The organism is Bradyrhizobium sp. SZCCHNR1043 (assembly GCF_032489675.1).
Classification (GTDB): Bacteria; Pseudomonadota; Alphaproteobacteria; order Rhizobiales; family Xanthobacteraceae; genus Bradyrhizobium.
Genome location: NZ_JAUEYN010000024.1, coordinates 16,827 through 30,000, shown reverse-complemented (window position 1 = coordinate 30,000; position 13,174 = coordinate 16,827). Strand labels below are relative to the sequence as shown.

General features: G+C 63.6%; 7 protein-coding genes, 2 tRNA genes and 2 rRNA genes (1 of these 11 running past the window's edge). 4 read left to right on the top strand and 7 right to left on the bottom strand.

Annotated features, from left to right (window positions below):
• The 4 genes from QX039_RS31735 to QX039_RS31720 form a co-directional block, all read right to left on the bottom strand.
• Positions 1-85 (bottom strand): 23S ribosomal RNA (locus QX039_RS31735); it reaches 2,760 nt to the left of the window's first position.
• A 424-nt stretch (positions 86-509) separates the two neighbouring features.
• Positions 510-585, bottom strand: a tRNA-Ala gene (locus tag QX039_RS31730).
• 106 nt (positions 586-691) lie between these two features.
• Positions 692-768 (bottom strand) — tRNA-Ile (locus QX039_RS31725).
• Between the two features lie 239 nt (positions 769-1,007).
• Positions 1,008-2,496, bottom strand: a 16S ribosomal RNA gene (locus QX039_RS31720).
• The 16S and 23S rRNA genes sit together here with 2 tRNA genes alongside, the layout of an rRNA operon.
• 807 nt (positions 2,497-3,303) lie before the next feature.
• Between QX039_RS31720 and QX039_RS31715 the strand changes: the two genes are divergently transcribed.
• Positions 3,304-5,367: a M23 family metallopeptidase gene (locus QX039_RS31715; RefSeq protein ID WP_315736252.1), complete on the top strand. Its 2,064-nt coding sequence runs from the start codon at positions 3,304-3,306 to the stop codon at positions 5,365-5,367.
• Between the two features lie 98 nt (positions 5,368-5,465).
• On the opposite strand, the gene clpB is transcribed toward QX039_RS31715, so the two are convergent.
• Positions 5,466-8,105: an ATP-dependent chaperone ClpB gene (gene clpB, locus QX039_RS31710; protein WP_315736251.1), complete on the bottom strand. Its 2,640-nt coding sequence runs from the start codon at positions 8,103-8,105 to the stop codon at positions 5,466-5,468.
• A 222-nt stretch (positions 8,106-8,327) separates the two neighbouring features.
• On the opposite strand from clpB, the gene QX039_RS31705 reads away from it, so the two are divergent.
• Positions 8,328-9,113 (top strand): MOSC domain-containing protein, encoded by a 786-nt coding sequence (locus tag QX039_RS31705; RefSeq protein ID WP_315736250.1) that lies wholly within the window; start codon positions 8,328-8,330, stop codon positions 9,111-9,113.
• 205 nt (positions 9,114-9,318) lie between these two features.
• Here QX039_RS31705 and QX039_RS31700 read toward each other — a convergent pair whose 3' ends face one another.
• Positions 9,319-9,975: a TIGR02594 family protein gene (locus QX039_RS31700; protein ID WP_409998896.1), complete on the bottom strand. Its 657-nt coding sequence runs from the start codon at positions 9,973-9,975 to the stop codon at positions 9,319-9,321.
• A gap of 256 nt (positions 9,976-10,231) precedes the next feature.
• Here QX039_RS31700 and QX039_RS31695 point away from each other — a divergent pair, with 256 nt between their 5' ends.
• Positions 10,232-11,095, top strand: coding sequence for an alpha/beta hydrolase (locus tag QX039_RS31695; RefSeq protein ID WP_315736248.1), 864 nt, complete (start codon positions 10,232-10,234; stop codon positions 11,093-11,095).
• A gap of 389 nt (positions 11,096-11,484) precedes the next feature.
• On the opposite strand, the gene QX039_RS31690 is transcribed toward QX039_RS31695, so the two are convergent.
• Positions 11,485-11,904 (bottom strand): secondary thiamine-phosphate synthase enzyme YjbQ, encoded by a 420-nt coding sequence (locus QX039_RS31690; protein WP_315736247.1) that lies wholly within the window; start codon positions 11,902-11,904, stop codon positions 11,485-11,487.
• A 375-nt stretch (positions 11,905-12,279) separates the two neighbouring features.
• On the opposite strand from QX039_RS31690, the gene QX039_RS31685 reads away from it, so the two are divergent.
• Positions 12,280-13,011, top strand: a complete 732-nt coding sequence (locus QX039_RS31685; RefSeq protein ID WP_315736246.1) for a BTAD domain-containing putative transcriptional regulator — start codon at positions 12,280-12,282, stop codon at positions 13,009-13,011.
• The last annotated feature ends 163 nt before the right edge of the window (positions 13,012-13,174 follow it).

Below are 13,174 nucleotides of genomic sequence, written 5' to 3'. Positions count from 1 at the left end.
TCCCCACGGCTTATCGCAGCGTAGCACGTCCTTCATCGCCTCTCAGCGCCAAGGCATCCACCGAACACCCTTAAGGCACTTGATTGCTCTCATTATCAATGTCCACACACTCGGCAGAATGTTCACCGCTCCCACAAGTCCCGAGGGACAAGGCGTAGAGCAGCGCGGACAATGATTAGAAAGACCAGCTTGCTTCTTAAGATCGAACCGATAGCCGTGCGGTCAAGCGCAGCTAACAGAGTCATTTACAACAGACGGGATGCTTCACAGCTTCCAGCCTGCGCCGAAATGACCCGGAGATAGTGAAGGCGTCGGTGCAAAGTCGAAACGCGGACCGCTTGCGCGGTGGCATTTCATTGCACGACCCTCCTCGGATCGATCTCCTCTTCACGATGTCAGATAACACGCAGTCCTCTGTAATCCCGGTGAGGATCAGAAGATGCGAAGTGTTGTCTCGCGGACGATGTTGAACCAACGCTGTCAAGCGATCGCTCGGCAATCAAACCATCTGGTGGAGCCAGACGGGATCGAACCGACGACCTCATGCTTGCAAAGCACGCGCTCTCCCAGCTGAGCTATGGCCCCGTAACCAGAAGACGAAGCATAGCGCCCGTCTTCGCCAAGTGGCTACGCCGGACACGCTTCGCTCATTGGAGAGCGCGGCGTGCCACGCGAAGCCGCAGGCGAAGCGTGGTGGGCCTGGGAAGACTTGAACTTCCGACCTCACGCTTATCAAGCGCGCGCTCTAACCAACTGAGCTACAAGCCCTAACGCTCGAAGCTCGTCACCACCCGGCCAACGAAGGCCAAAGCCTACGAAGCAAAAGCAGCGACCGCGCAGCCCCAGGCAGCGTGTTCGTCCGCGAAGAAAGAGAAACGAAGACGGCGAAATCCCGCCAATGGAGCTCACGCAAGACCTGGCGGTCTCGGTGGCCCCTGATGTTTCTAAAACAGCTCGATAGAAGCGACAGATCCGAAGATCTGACCTTGCTGAAGAGCCATCCTTAGAAAGGAGGTGATCCAGCCGCAGGTTCCCCTACGGCTACCTTGTTACGACTTCACCCCAGTCGCTGACCCTACCGTGGTCGGCTGCCTCCATTGCTGGTTAGCGCACCGCCTTCAGGTAAAGCCAACTCCCATGGTGTGACGGGCGGTGTGTACAAGGCCCGGGAACGTATTCACCGTGGCGTGCTGATCCACGATTACTAGCGATTCCAACTTCATGGGCTCGAGTTGCAGAGCCCAATCCGAACTGAGACGGCTTTTTGAGATTTGCGAAGGGTTGCCCCTTAGCTTCCCACTGTCACCGCCATTGTAGCACGTGTGTAGCCCAGCCCGTAAGGGCCATGAGGACTTGACGTCATCCCCACCTTCCTCGCGGCTTATCACCGGCAGTCTCCTTAGAGTGCTCAACTAAATGGTAGCAACTAAGGACGGGGGTTGCGCTCGTTGCGGGACTTAACCCAACATCTCACGACACGAGCTGACGACAGCCATGCAGCACCTGTGTTTCGGGCTCCGAAGAGAAGGTCACATCTCTGCGACCGGTCCCAAACATGTCAAGGGCTGGTAAGGTTCTGCGCGTTGCGTCGAATTAAACCACATGCTCCACCGCTTGTGCGGGCCCCCGTCAATTCCTTTGAGTTTTAATCTTGCGACCGTACTCCCCAGGCGGAATGCTTAAAGCGTTAGCTGCGCCACTGGTGAGTAAACCCACCAACGGCTGGCATTCATCGTTTACGGCGTGGACTACCAGGGTATCTAATCCTGTTTGCTCCCCACGCTTTCGTGCCTCAGCGTCAGTATCGGGCCAGTGAGCCGCCTTCGCCACTGGTGTTCTTGCGAATATCTACGAATTTCACCTCTACACTCGCAGTTCCACTCACCTCTCCCGAACTCAAGATCTTCAGTATCAAAGGCAGTTCTGGAGTTGAGCTCCAGGATTTCACCCCTGACTTAAAGACCCGCCTACGCACCCTTTACGCCCAGTGATTCCGAGCAACGCTAGCCCCCTTCGTATTACCGCGGCTGCTGGCACGAAGTTAGCCGGGGCTTATTCTTGCGGTACCGTCATTATCTTCCCGCACAAAAGAGCTTTACAACCCTAGGGCCTTCATCACTCACGCGGCATGGCTGGATCAGGGTTGCCCCCATTGTCCAATATTCCCCACTGCTGCCTCCCGTAGGAGTTTGGGCCGTGTCTCAGTCCCAATGTGGCTGATCATCCTCTCAGACCAGCTACTGATCGTCGCCTTGGTGGGCCATTACCCCACCAACTAGCTAATCAGACGCGGGCCGATCTTTCGGCGATAAATCTTTCCCCGTAAGGGCTTATCCGGTATTAGCACAAGTTTCCCTGTGTTGTTCCGAACCAAAAGGTACGTTCCCACGCGTTACTCACCCGTCTGCCGCTGACGTATTGCTACGCCCGCTCGACTTGCATGTGTTAAGCCTGCCGCCAGCGTTCGCTCTGAGCCAGGATCAAACTCTCAAGTTGAACTTGAAGCTTTGAACCGGCTGATCACAACGTTTGACGAGGTCCCACCAATCGATCTCCACGCTTCACAGCGCGAAAACCATGGTGTTACCTTTGAAACATTGTCCGCCGAAGTCTTCTCGTCCGATCCCAGAACCAAAAGCCGAAACCCTCAATCCCGAGACCCGCAAGGACTCCGCCGTCCACGTTTCTCTTTCTTCATCTTCACTTGTCAAACAGCCCGGGACCTCGGTCCCACCCTCGAATGGAGGGGTCGCCCAACCTTTTCCGACGTCGATGAGCAACCGGGTTCTACCGGTTGTGCATCACTCAACAGAAGTGAGGAGCAATATTGGCGCGAATGCTCGCCTCGGTGTGTCCCGAAGCGGCGCCGCGCTCAGTGATCGTGCTTATAGGGGGGTCCGATCGGGGTGTCAACGCCCAATGTCAACAAAACGTCGCATCGAATCATTTTTTCCGGGACGGCCAGAGAACCCAGACTTCTTGCGGACTTCGTGCCCCACTTGGGCCACAATCCTGCGACGATTTGTTAAGCATCGACCTGGGTTGATTTGGGTCCAGCGGGGACCGCCATCGATTCAAGGATGATCCAGATCAAGGAAGTGGCGAGCCCTTCGCCTGACTCATACGGCCGAGACGACATCGAGAGATCCTGAAGAACAATAGCGGTTCGCGGATTCCGGCTTTCGGGCCAGAGAGTCTCGAACCGTCAGAAGCGCGCCATCATTCCGAGCCGTTTGTCTTGGACGTTAAGCCGACCGGCAGCTGAGTGATTTCGGCGCTGACTTTGAACTTGGGGGACGAAGGTTGAACCATCGGACGTCACGCGGGGGGTATGGACGCGAGGTCGGCATGATCGATCTCGGTCATGAGCCGCCGCTATCGGTCGATGGCTCCGAGGCCGCGGTGATCGATCGCCGCCGCGTCTCCGTGCAATGGTTCTCCGGTACGATTCTGACTGGTCTATGCGGCGCAGCCCTGATCGGCGGCGCCGTTTTTGCGTCGCTCGACGGCGAAATGACCTTCGCTCGCATGCCGGAGCGGATGGAGAGCGCGCTGCGCGGCGCCTTCGGCGCCAATGACCGCGTTGCCACCCTGCGCAAGAGCGATCGCCTGCCGCCGCCGAGCGAAGCGGCGGCGGCGCGCAATGTGGTGCGCATCTCGACCGTGACCCGCGCCGGATCGCGCGAGCTGATCCGGGTCCGTCCCTATGTCCGGATCTCGGGCAACCTGTCGATGACGACGAGCGATCTTTCCGCCAAGATCCCGCCGTTCAACGCCCAGCGCCTGCTGAGCGACACCGACAACGACAAGACCGGGTCCGGCGAGGATCCGAACAATCCGGAGGCCGTCGAGCCCGACGCCGAAGTCTCGTTCGTGACCAAGGATCTCGCCGCGGTGCTCCCCAAGGCGAAGATCGCGACCTCGGTGGCGCTCGACGAAATCGTCATGCGGGTTCGCGATGCGGCGAACTGGCGCGGCAACAATGGCGGCGTCCGCTACGCCTCGCTCGCCAATGCCGCCGCTGACGCGGCCGGTGCACAGGCCGTCCAAGGCGGCGACCTGAAACTGTCCTACGCCAATGACGGCACCTCGCCAGATCCTTACGCCGGCTTCGAGACCCGGGTGGTGCCGGAAAATGTCACCTTGCTCCCCAAGACCAAGGACCAGATCACCGGCGGCAATCCGCTCGGCGAGCGTGTCCACCTGGTCAAGAAGGGCGATACCGTCACCTCGATCCTGCGCGACCAGGGCGCGACGCCCGACGAGGCCAGGGCGATTGCCGCCCAGCTCGGCCCACGCGGCCGTGACGGCGGGCTGAAGGAAGGTGAGAAGCTCCGTATCCTGATGGCGCCGTCCGGCCCTGCCCCCGGCGCCCGGCTGCAGCCGTTCCGGGTCATCATCGCCAACGACACCATGATCGAGGCGGTGGCCGCGCTGTCGGACCTCGGACGATACGTCGCCGTGGACGCGCAGAGCATGAACACGGTCACCGAGACCGCCGACAACACCAATGACGAGGAGGATGACGGCACCGGTGTCCGCCTCTATCAGAGCATCTACGAGACGGCGATGCGCAACAAGGTGCCCACGCCGGTCATCGAGGACATGGTCCGGATCTATTCCTACGACGTCGACTTCCAGCGCAAGGTGCAGCCGGGCGATTCGTTCGACGTCTTCTATGCCGGCGACGATGACGACAAGCCCGGCAACAACGACAAGACCGAGGTGCTGTTCGCTGCGCTGACGGTCGGCGGCGAGACCAAGAAATACTACCGGTTCCAGACCCCCGACGACAGCGTCGTCGACTATTACGACGAGACCGGGAAGAGCGCGAAGAAGTTCCTGGTGCGCAAGCCGGTCAACAACGCGATCATGCGCTCCGGCTTCGGCGGCCGCCGCCATCCGATCCTCGGCTATGTAAAGATGCACACCGGCGTCGACTGGGCCACCGCCTACGGCACCCCGATCTTCGCCTCCGGCAACGGTGTTCTCGAGAAGGTCGGCACCGAAGGCGGTTACGGCAAGTACATCCGGATCAAGCACAACAACGGCTACGAGACGGCCTATGGCCACTTGTCGGCGTTTGCCAAGGGCATGGAGCCCGGCAAGCGCGTGCGCCAGGGCCAGGTCGTCGGTTTCGTCGGCTCGACCGGCATGTCGACCGGCCCGCACGTCCACTATGAGATCCTGGTCAACGGCCGCTTCGTCGACCCGATGCGCGTGAAGCTGCCGCGCGGCCGGTCGCTCGAAGGCCAGATCATGGCCAGCTTCGAGAAGGAGCGCGATCGCGTCGACCAGATGATGACCAGCCGCGGCGCCGGTGCCTCGCGCATCTCCGACGCCGGCCCGATCCAGGTCAGCCGCTGAGCGAGACCCTCGCTCCCCAAAGGCGCGTTCAACTGAAAACGGCCCGCGCTGATCGCTCAGCGCGGGCCGCTTCCGTTTCAGTTCGGCGCAGCGCCGCTTCAGTTCAGCTTGCGCTTCGGGATCGGCGCCTCGAACGTCGCGATCTCGGCGGTGCGATGCGCCTTGCCGTTGAAGGTCAGCACATTGCCTTCCGAGGAGATGGCGACCTTGTCGCCGTCCTTGACATCGCCGGCGAGGATCATCTCGGCGAGCGGATCCTGCACGCTGCGCTGGATCACCCGCTTCAAGGGACGTGCGCCGTAGGCCGGATCCCAGCCCTTGGCGGCGAGCCAGTCGCGCGCGTCGCCATCCAGGGACAAGGTGATCTTGCGCTCCTCCAGCAGCTTCTGGAGCCGTGTGAACTGGATCTCGACGATCCGCCCCATCTCGCTCTTCTGCAAGCGGTGGAACAGGATGATCTCGTCGACGCGGTTGAGGAACTCGGGCCGGAAATGCCCGCGCACCGTGCCCATCACCAGCTCGCGCACCTCCGACGTATCCTCGCCCTCCGGCTGATTGACCAGGAACTCGGAGCCGAGATTGCTGGTCATGATGATCAGCGTGTTGCGGAAGTCGACGGTGCGGCCCTGGCCGTCGGTCAGGCGGCCGTCGTCGAGCACCTGCAGCAGCACGTTGAAGACATCCGGATGCGCCTTCTCGATCTCGTCGAACAAGACGACCTGGTACGGCCGGCGCCGCACGGCCTCTGTCAGCGCTCCGCCCTCGTCATAGCCGACATAGCCGGGAGGCGCGCCGATCAGCCGCGACACCGAGTGCTTCTCCATGTACTCGGACATGTCGAGCCGGACCATCGCGGTCTCGTCGTTGAACAGATACTCGGCGAGCGCCTTGGTCAGCTCGGTCTTGCCGACACCGGTGGGGCCCAAGAACATGAACGAGCCCATCGGTCGGTTCGGGTCCTGCAGGCCGGCGCGCGAGCGCCGCACGGCGGTCGCGACCGCATGCACGGCCTCGAACTGGCCGACGACGCGCTTGCCGAGAGAATCCTCCATGCGCAGGAGCTTGTCCTTCTCGCCCTCGAGCATCTTGTCCACCGGCACGCCGGTCCAGCGCGAGACCACCTGCGCGATGTGGTTGGCGGTGACCGCCTCCTCCATCATCTCGCCGGCATTCTCCTTGGCCTCGATGTCGGCCAGCTGCTTCTCCAGCTCCGGGATGCGGCCATAGGCCAGCTCGCCCGCTTTTTGATACTCGCCGCGGCGCTGCGCGTTGGCGAGCTCGATGCGCAGGCCGTCCAGCTCGCTCTTGAGCTTCTGCGCGTTCGACAGCTTGTCCTTCTCCGCGCTCCAGCGCGCAGTCAGGCCAGCCGACTTCTCCGAGAGATCGGCGAGCTCCTTTTCCAAGGTCAGCAGCCGGCTCTTGGATCCCGGATCGGTCTCCTTCTTCAGCGCTTCCTGCTCGATCTTGAGCCGGATGATCTCGCGATCCATCGAATCCAGCTCTTCCGGCTTGGAATCGACCTGCATCTTCAGCCGCGCGCCCGCCTCGTCCATCAGGTCGATGGCCTTGTCGGGCAGGAAGCGGTCGGTGATGTAGCGGTTCGACAGCGTCGCCGAGGCCACCAGCGCGGAATCGGTGATGCGCACGCCGTGATGCTGCTCGTATTTATCCTTCAGGCCGCGCAGGATCGAGATGGTGTCCTCGACCGTCGGCTCGGTGACGTAGACCGGCTGGAAGCGCCGCGCCAGCGCGGCGTCCTTCTCGACATGCTTCTGATACTCGTCGAGCGTGGTCGCGCCGATGCAGTGCAGCTCGCCGCGAGCGAGCGCGGGCTTCAGCAGGTTCGACGCATCCATCGCGCCGTCGGCCTTGCCGGCGCCGATCAGGGTATGCATCTCGTCGATGAACAGCACGAAGGTGCCTTCGGCCGACGTGACCTCCTGCAGCACGGCCTTCAGCCGCTCCTCGAACTCGCCGCGATATTTCGCGCCCGCGATCAGGGAGCCGAGATCGAGCGACAACAGCCGCTTGTCCTTCAGGCTCTCCGGCACGTCGCCATTGACGATGCGCAGCGCGAGGCCCTCGACGATCGCGGTCTTGCCGACGCCGGGCTCGCCGATCAGTACGGGATTGTTCTTGGTGCGCCGGGACAGAACTTGAATCGTACGGCGGATCTCCTCGTCGCGGCCGATCACCGGATCGAGCTTGCCGTCGCGCGCCGCCTGGGTCAGGTCGCGGGCATATTTCTTCAGCGCATCATACGCATTCTCGGCGGTCGCCGAGTCGGCGGTACGGCCCTTGCGCAGGGATTCGATCGCCGCGTTGAGGTTCTGCGCGGTGACGCCGCCCTTGGCGAGGATGCCGCCTGCTTCGCTGTTCTTCTCCAGCGTCAGCCCGAGCAGCAGCCGCTCGACCGTGACAAAACTATCGCCGGCCTTCTCGGCCGCCTTCTCCGCCGCGTCGAAGGCGCGCGCCAGCTCGGGCGACAGATAGACCTGTCCGGCGCCGCTGCCCGACACCTTCGGCAGCTTGCCCAGCGCATCCTCGGTCGCTTTCAGGATCGCGCGCGAATTGCCGCCGGCGCGGTCGATGAGACCGCCCGCGAGTCCCTCGCCGTCGTCGAGCAGGACTTTCAGCAGATGCAGCGGCGAGAACTGCTGATGGCCGTCGCGCACGGCCAGCGATTGCGCCGATTGGATGAAGCCCCGGGCGCGCTCGGTATATTTTTCGATATTCATGATATTTCCCTCAGCCTGCTGTGACGCCCCGAAGGCACGATTTCAGCATCTTCATTGGGTTTCGGACCGCGCACGTTGACGTCCATCAACGCCGCACCCCTGACGTCGCCGGCTTGCGCCCGGCTTGAGCTGAAATGTGGGAAGGCGGGCCAAAAACGGAAGAGGCCGTTTCACAAATTCGTGTGCCCTGGCCGCGGCCATGGGAATCTCCTATGAGGCGGCATGAGCCAGACCCCTCCCGCGCGCATCGCCGGCCTGTACCGCTATCCGGTCAAGGGCCTTACCCCGGAACCATTGCAGACGGCACCTTTGCGGATCGGCCAGACCTTGCCGGCCGACCGCCGCTACGCCTTGGAGAACGGCCCCAGCGGGTTCGATCCGGACGCTCCGGTCTGGCGGCCGAAGACGGCGTATCTCATGCTGATGCGCAACGAGCGCCTCGCCGGCTTCAAGACCGTGTTCGACGACGCGACGAATATCCTCACCATCCGCAGGGACGACGCCGTCGTCGTGCAAGGCGATCTCGAGAGCCCCGAAGGCCGCGCGGCGATCGAGCGCTTCTTCGCAGGCGAGTTCGCCGACGAGCTGCGCGGGCCACCAAAGCTGCTGTCGGGCGGCGGCTACAGTTTCACGGACCTGGCGCGCAAGGTGGTCTCGATCATCAACCTCGCCTCCATCGCGGAGATCGAGACTTTGGTCGGCGCTCCCGTGCACCCGCTGCGCTTCCGCGCCAACGTCTACGTCACCGGCTGGCAGGCCTGGCACGAGACCTCGCTCATGGGCGAGACGCTGCGCATCGGCTCGGCGCGGCTCAAGGTCGTGAAGACCACCACCCGCTGCGCCGCGGTCAACGTCGACCCGGACACGGCCGCCCGCGACCTCGACATCCCGCCCGCGCTGATGACCCGGCGCGGCAACAATGAATGCGGCATCTATGCCGAGGTGATCGAAGCCGGTGATATCGCCGTTGGCGACGAACTCGCCGTGGAGCAGCCGCGGCTGGTGTAGTTCGAGCGCTGGCCGCATCGGCGGCGCGCCCCCTCTCCCGCGTGCGGGGGAGGGTTGGGGTGGGGGCCGCCCCACCCGAAAATCTTCGTGTGGAGAGACTTCCCCCACCCGCATCGCATCTTCGATGCGATGCGACCTCCCCCGCAAGCGGGGGAGGCGCACACCGAGCGAGCCTCGACGGCTCGATTCATCAGTTCGAGATTGGTTAGTTCGGCATCACATACGCATACACCCGGCCGCGCGACACCGCGGTCTCGCGCACGCGGTTGCCGTTGTTGCCGGAGATGACGATCGGGTTGCCCTGGGCATCGACGCCCGAGACCACGCCGACATGTCCGCCGCCACGGCGGCTCATGACCGCGATCGCGCCGACCTGCGGGCCGGAGACGCGCTGGCCATAGCTCGCGAACGAGCGCGCCATGTCGGAGCCGGTGCCGCGATGGCCGGTCCGCTCCAGCACCATGTTCATGAAACGGGCGCACCACAGGCTGCGCCGGCCGGTCGGGTTGCCGCTGCCGATGAAGCTGCGCGCCGCGGAGACGACGCTGCTGCCACCGCCGAAGCCGCCGGACGACGCCATGCCGTCAGACGCCGTGCCCGGCATCATGACGCTGGCCTGCGCGTCGGCAACGCCGCTCACCTGCACCCGCGCCACGCCGCGCTCCCAGCGCGACAACCGGGCGACGGACCGGCCGTGGTGATGATATCTTGCGTAGTGATGGCCGCCGTGGCTGCGGTGGGCATGATGCCCGGAGCCGTGATGCGGACGGGCCGAAGCCGGTGTTGCGGTGACGGCGACGACTGCCGAGCACATGGTTAACGCAACGATGTGAAGCGACCGGCGAAGGGTAGACACAACCATACTCAATCCTTCTGTTACTTCCCCCAGTACCTGACTTGGCACCCCCTGGTCCCTCAGCGCGGCCCCTCTGCAAGCCGCCAGCGGCGGTCCGTAAAATGTTGCGGTGTGACGAAACCATGACCATCGACGGCGAAAGGCTGGCGACGAGAGGGTGATTCCGAGTCTATGTCGCGGCGAAAACAAGGCGCTGGCCCGACCATTGTCGCGTGTCGCGCGACTCGTCATCATGCAACACGTGACACGGGAGGAGCTGACGATGCCCCACGCAACGGCGAAAGACGGCGTTCGCCTCTATTTCGAAGAGGTCGGCGCCGGCACGCCGCTCATCTTCCTGCACGAGTTCGCCGCCGACCACACCAATTGGGAGCCGCAGCTGCGCTACTTCGCGCGGCGCCACCGCTGCATCGCCTACGCCGCGCGCGGCTACACGCCCTCGGACGTGCCGGCCGCGCCCGACGTCTACAGCTACGTGCACTTCTACACCGACGCGCTGGCGGTGCTGGACCATCTCGGCATCGCCAGCGCCCACTTCGTCGGCCTGTCGATGGGCTCCTATTCCTCGCTGCAGGTGGCGCTGAACGCGCCGGGGCGCATCCGCTCGATGGTGCTGGCCGGGGTCGGCTCAGGCTCCAGCCTTGAGCAACTCGACGCCTTCCGCGCCCAGTGCCGCGCGACCGCCGAGCAGTTCGAGACCCTGGGCTCAGCCGAGACCGCCAGGGTGACGCGCGAGGCGCCCGGCCGCATTCCCTTCCTGGTCAAGGACCCGCGCGGCCACGCCGACTTCTACGCCGCCCTCGCCCGCCACGACGCAACAGGCTCGGCCAACACCATGCGCGGTTTCCAGGGTGGCCGGCCCTCGATCTTTACAATGACCGACGCCATCCGCGGCGTGCCGACGCCGACCCTCATCATCTGCGGCGACGAGGACGACGCCTGCATCGCGCCGAGCCTGTTCCTCAAGCAGCACCTGCCGGCATCGGGGCTGACGTTCTTCCCGAAGTCCGGCCATGTGTTGAATCTGGAGGAGCCGGCGCTGTTCAACGCGTCGGTCGAGCGCTTCATCGCGCTGGTCGAGGCCGGGCGATGGGGGCCGCGGGATCCGCGGTCGATGGCGGGATAGTTGCGCAGCCGAAGCGTTCCGGCTCTGCTCGACACGCAAGGCGCAGCGGGCCAGGCTGCTTCGAGCCGGCTTTGCCCATTCCAGCGACGATCACGTCCAGCATGAATCGGACTCTGCCGTGACGATCAGGCCAAGCGCGCGCGGCGCCGCGATCCAGTGTTGCGAGATGGCAGTGGGATCGCCCGAGAGGCCACGGTGTGCTGGATGCCAGCCTGCGCGGGCATGACAGCTGAGGCTATTGCTACCTCCTCCGTCATCGCGAGCGCCAGCGAAGCGATCCAGGGCTACGCAGACAAGCTACCGTCGTGGCCCTGGATTGCTTCGTCGCTTGCGCTCCTCGCAATGACGGCCTGTTCGAGCAAGCCCTGCCAATGTCGCGACGGACTCGCCTACTCGCCGATGATCTTGATCAGCACGCGCTTGCGCCGCCCGCCATCGAACTCGCCGTAGAAGATCTGCTCCCACGGACCGAAATCGAGCTTGCCGCCGGTGATCGCGACCACGACCTCGCGGCCCATGATCTGGCGCTTCATGTGGGCGTCGGCATTGTCCTCGCCGGTCAGGTTGTGGCGATAGCCCGCCACCGGCTCGTGCGGCGCCAGCTTCTCCAGCCATTGCTCGTAGTCGAAATGCAGCCCGCTCTCGTCGTCATTGATGAAGACCGACGCGGTGATGTGCATGGCGTTGACCAGCACGAGTCCCTCGCGCACCCCGCTCTCCTTCAGCGCCGCCTCGACATCATCCGTGATGTTGATGAAGGCGCGACGGCCCGGTGTCTGGAACCAAAGTTCCTTGCGGAACGATCTCATCGGAACAATCCCGTGCTTCATCACCATGGCCAGAGGATACCGCAACGCGCGTGTCCGTCCTCGAGTGTGCCGTAGCTCACAGCGTGCGGTTCCGGCTGCGCGCAGACTGGACCCGATGGAGTGCATACTGCAAGCCCAGCCGGCCCGGTGTCGCTTCGTCATACAATCCAAGATTGAACCGAACGTTGCTCGGACAGACTTAACTGCATTGCCGATCTCATTTCGACGATGACAACGACAGCGTGGCGGCTCGCCCTTCGGCGACGACTGTGCAGACCTGATCCGGCTGCAGCCGCTCATTCTCATCGCACGAGAAGCTCGACTTCTGCAGGCTGACGCCGATCGCAGCGAGTCGCCATTCAGAGGAGAGAGACAATGAGTCTGCTGCGTATCAATCTCTTTGGCGGTCTTGAAATCAAACGCGTCTCCGGCGAGCAGGTCGTCATCCCAAGCCGCAAGGCTGCAACACTCCTGGGCTATCTCGCCCTTACCTCTCCGCACGGCATTTCACGCAGCAAGCTTGCCGCACTCCTATGGGAAGGCCGCTTCGGCGACAACGCGCGCGCAAACCTTCGCCAGGCCCTGTTGACGCTGCGCCGGGTGCTGCCGCAATGCGCCGACATCATTTCTGCGGAACGGGACGACATCCGCATCCATCCGAACGCCGTCAGCACCGACGTGCAGGAGTTCGAGCTGCTGCTGCAGCTCGGCGATCTGGAAACCATGGCGCGCGCCGCCGCGCTGTTCCGAGGCGAGTTGCTCGACGGCATCAGCTCGACGTCCTGCGCGTTCGAGGCATGGCTCTCCGCCGAGCGTCAACGACTGAAGACGCGAGCGATACGGGCCATCGCGGGCCTGCTGGACGTCGGCGGCCCGGAACATGTGGAGATCGCCAAGACCTTCTCGTTGCGCGTGCTGGCCGCCGATCCGCTGCAGGAGGACGTCCACCGCACCCTGATGCGCTGCTACGCACAGCAGGGTCGCCGCGCCGACGCCCTGCGTCAATATGACTTCTGCCGCACCGTCCTGCGCAAGCAGGTCGGTGCCACACCGGAGAGCGAAACCGAAACCCTGCAACGCGAAATCAGGCGCATGCTTCGCGTCTGACGATCCGCGCGACCCTTGCTCCATGCGTGCCTCACATGATCGATTTTGACGGCACTTTCACGCCCCGCTTGACACTTGCATCACGGCCACACGCGCAACATCGCCCTCGATCGACGTCGCGCAGCAACTACTCCTGATGAGGTCAAGCGGCGCGTCGCTCAGA

What these genes read in the sequence shown, in the direction of transcription:
- clpB (WP_315736251.1), bottom strand. Translation starts at nt 8,105, where the DNA reads ATGAATATCGAAAAATATACCGAGCGCGCCCGGGGCTTCATCCAATCG.
- QX039_RS31705 (WP_315736250.1), top strand. Translation starts at nt 8,328, where the DNA reads ATGAGCCAGACCCCTCCCGCGCGCATCGCCGGCCTGTACCGCTATCCG.
- QX039_RS31700 (WP_409998896.1), bottom strand. Translation starts at nt 9,975, where the DNA reads ATGGTTGTGTCTACCCTTCGCCGGTCGCTTCACATCGTTGCGTTAACC.
- QX039_RS31695 (WP_315736248.1), top strand. Translation starts at nt 10,232, where the DNA reads ATGCCCCACGCAACGGCGAAAGACGGCGTTCGCCTCTATTTCGAAGAG.
- QX039_RS31690 (WP_315736247.1), bottom strand. Translation starts at nt 11,904, where the DNA reads ATGAGATCGTTCCGCAAGGAACTTTGGTTCCAGACACCGGGCCGTCGC.
- QX039_RS31685 (WP_315736246.1), top strand. Translation starts at nt 12,280, where the DNA reads ATGAGTCTGCTGCGTATCAATCTCTTTGGCGGTCTTGAAATCAAACGC.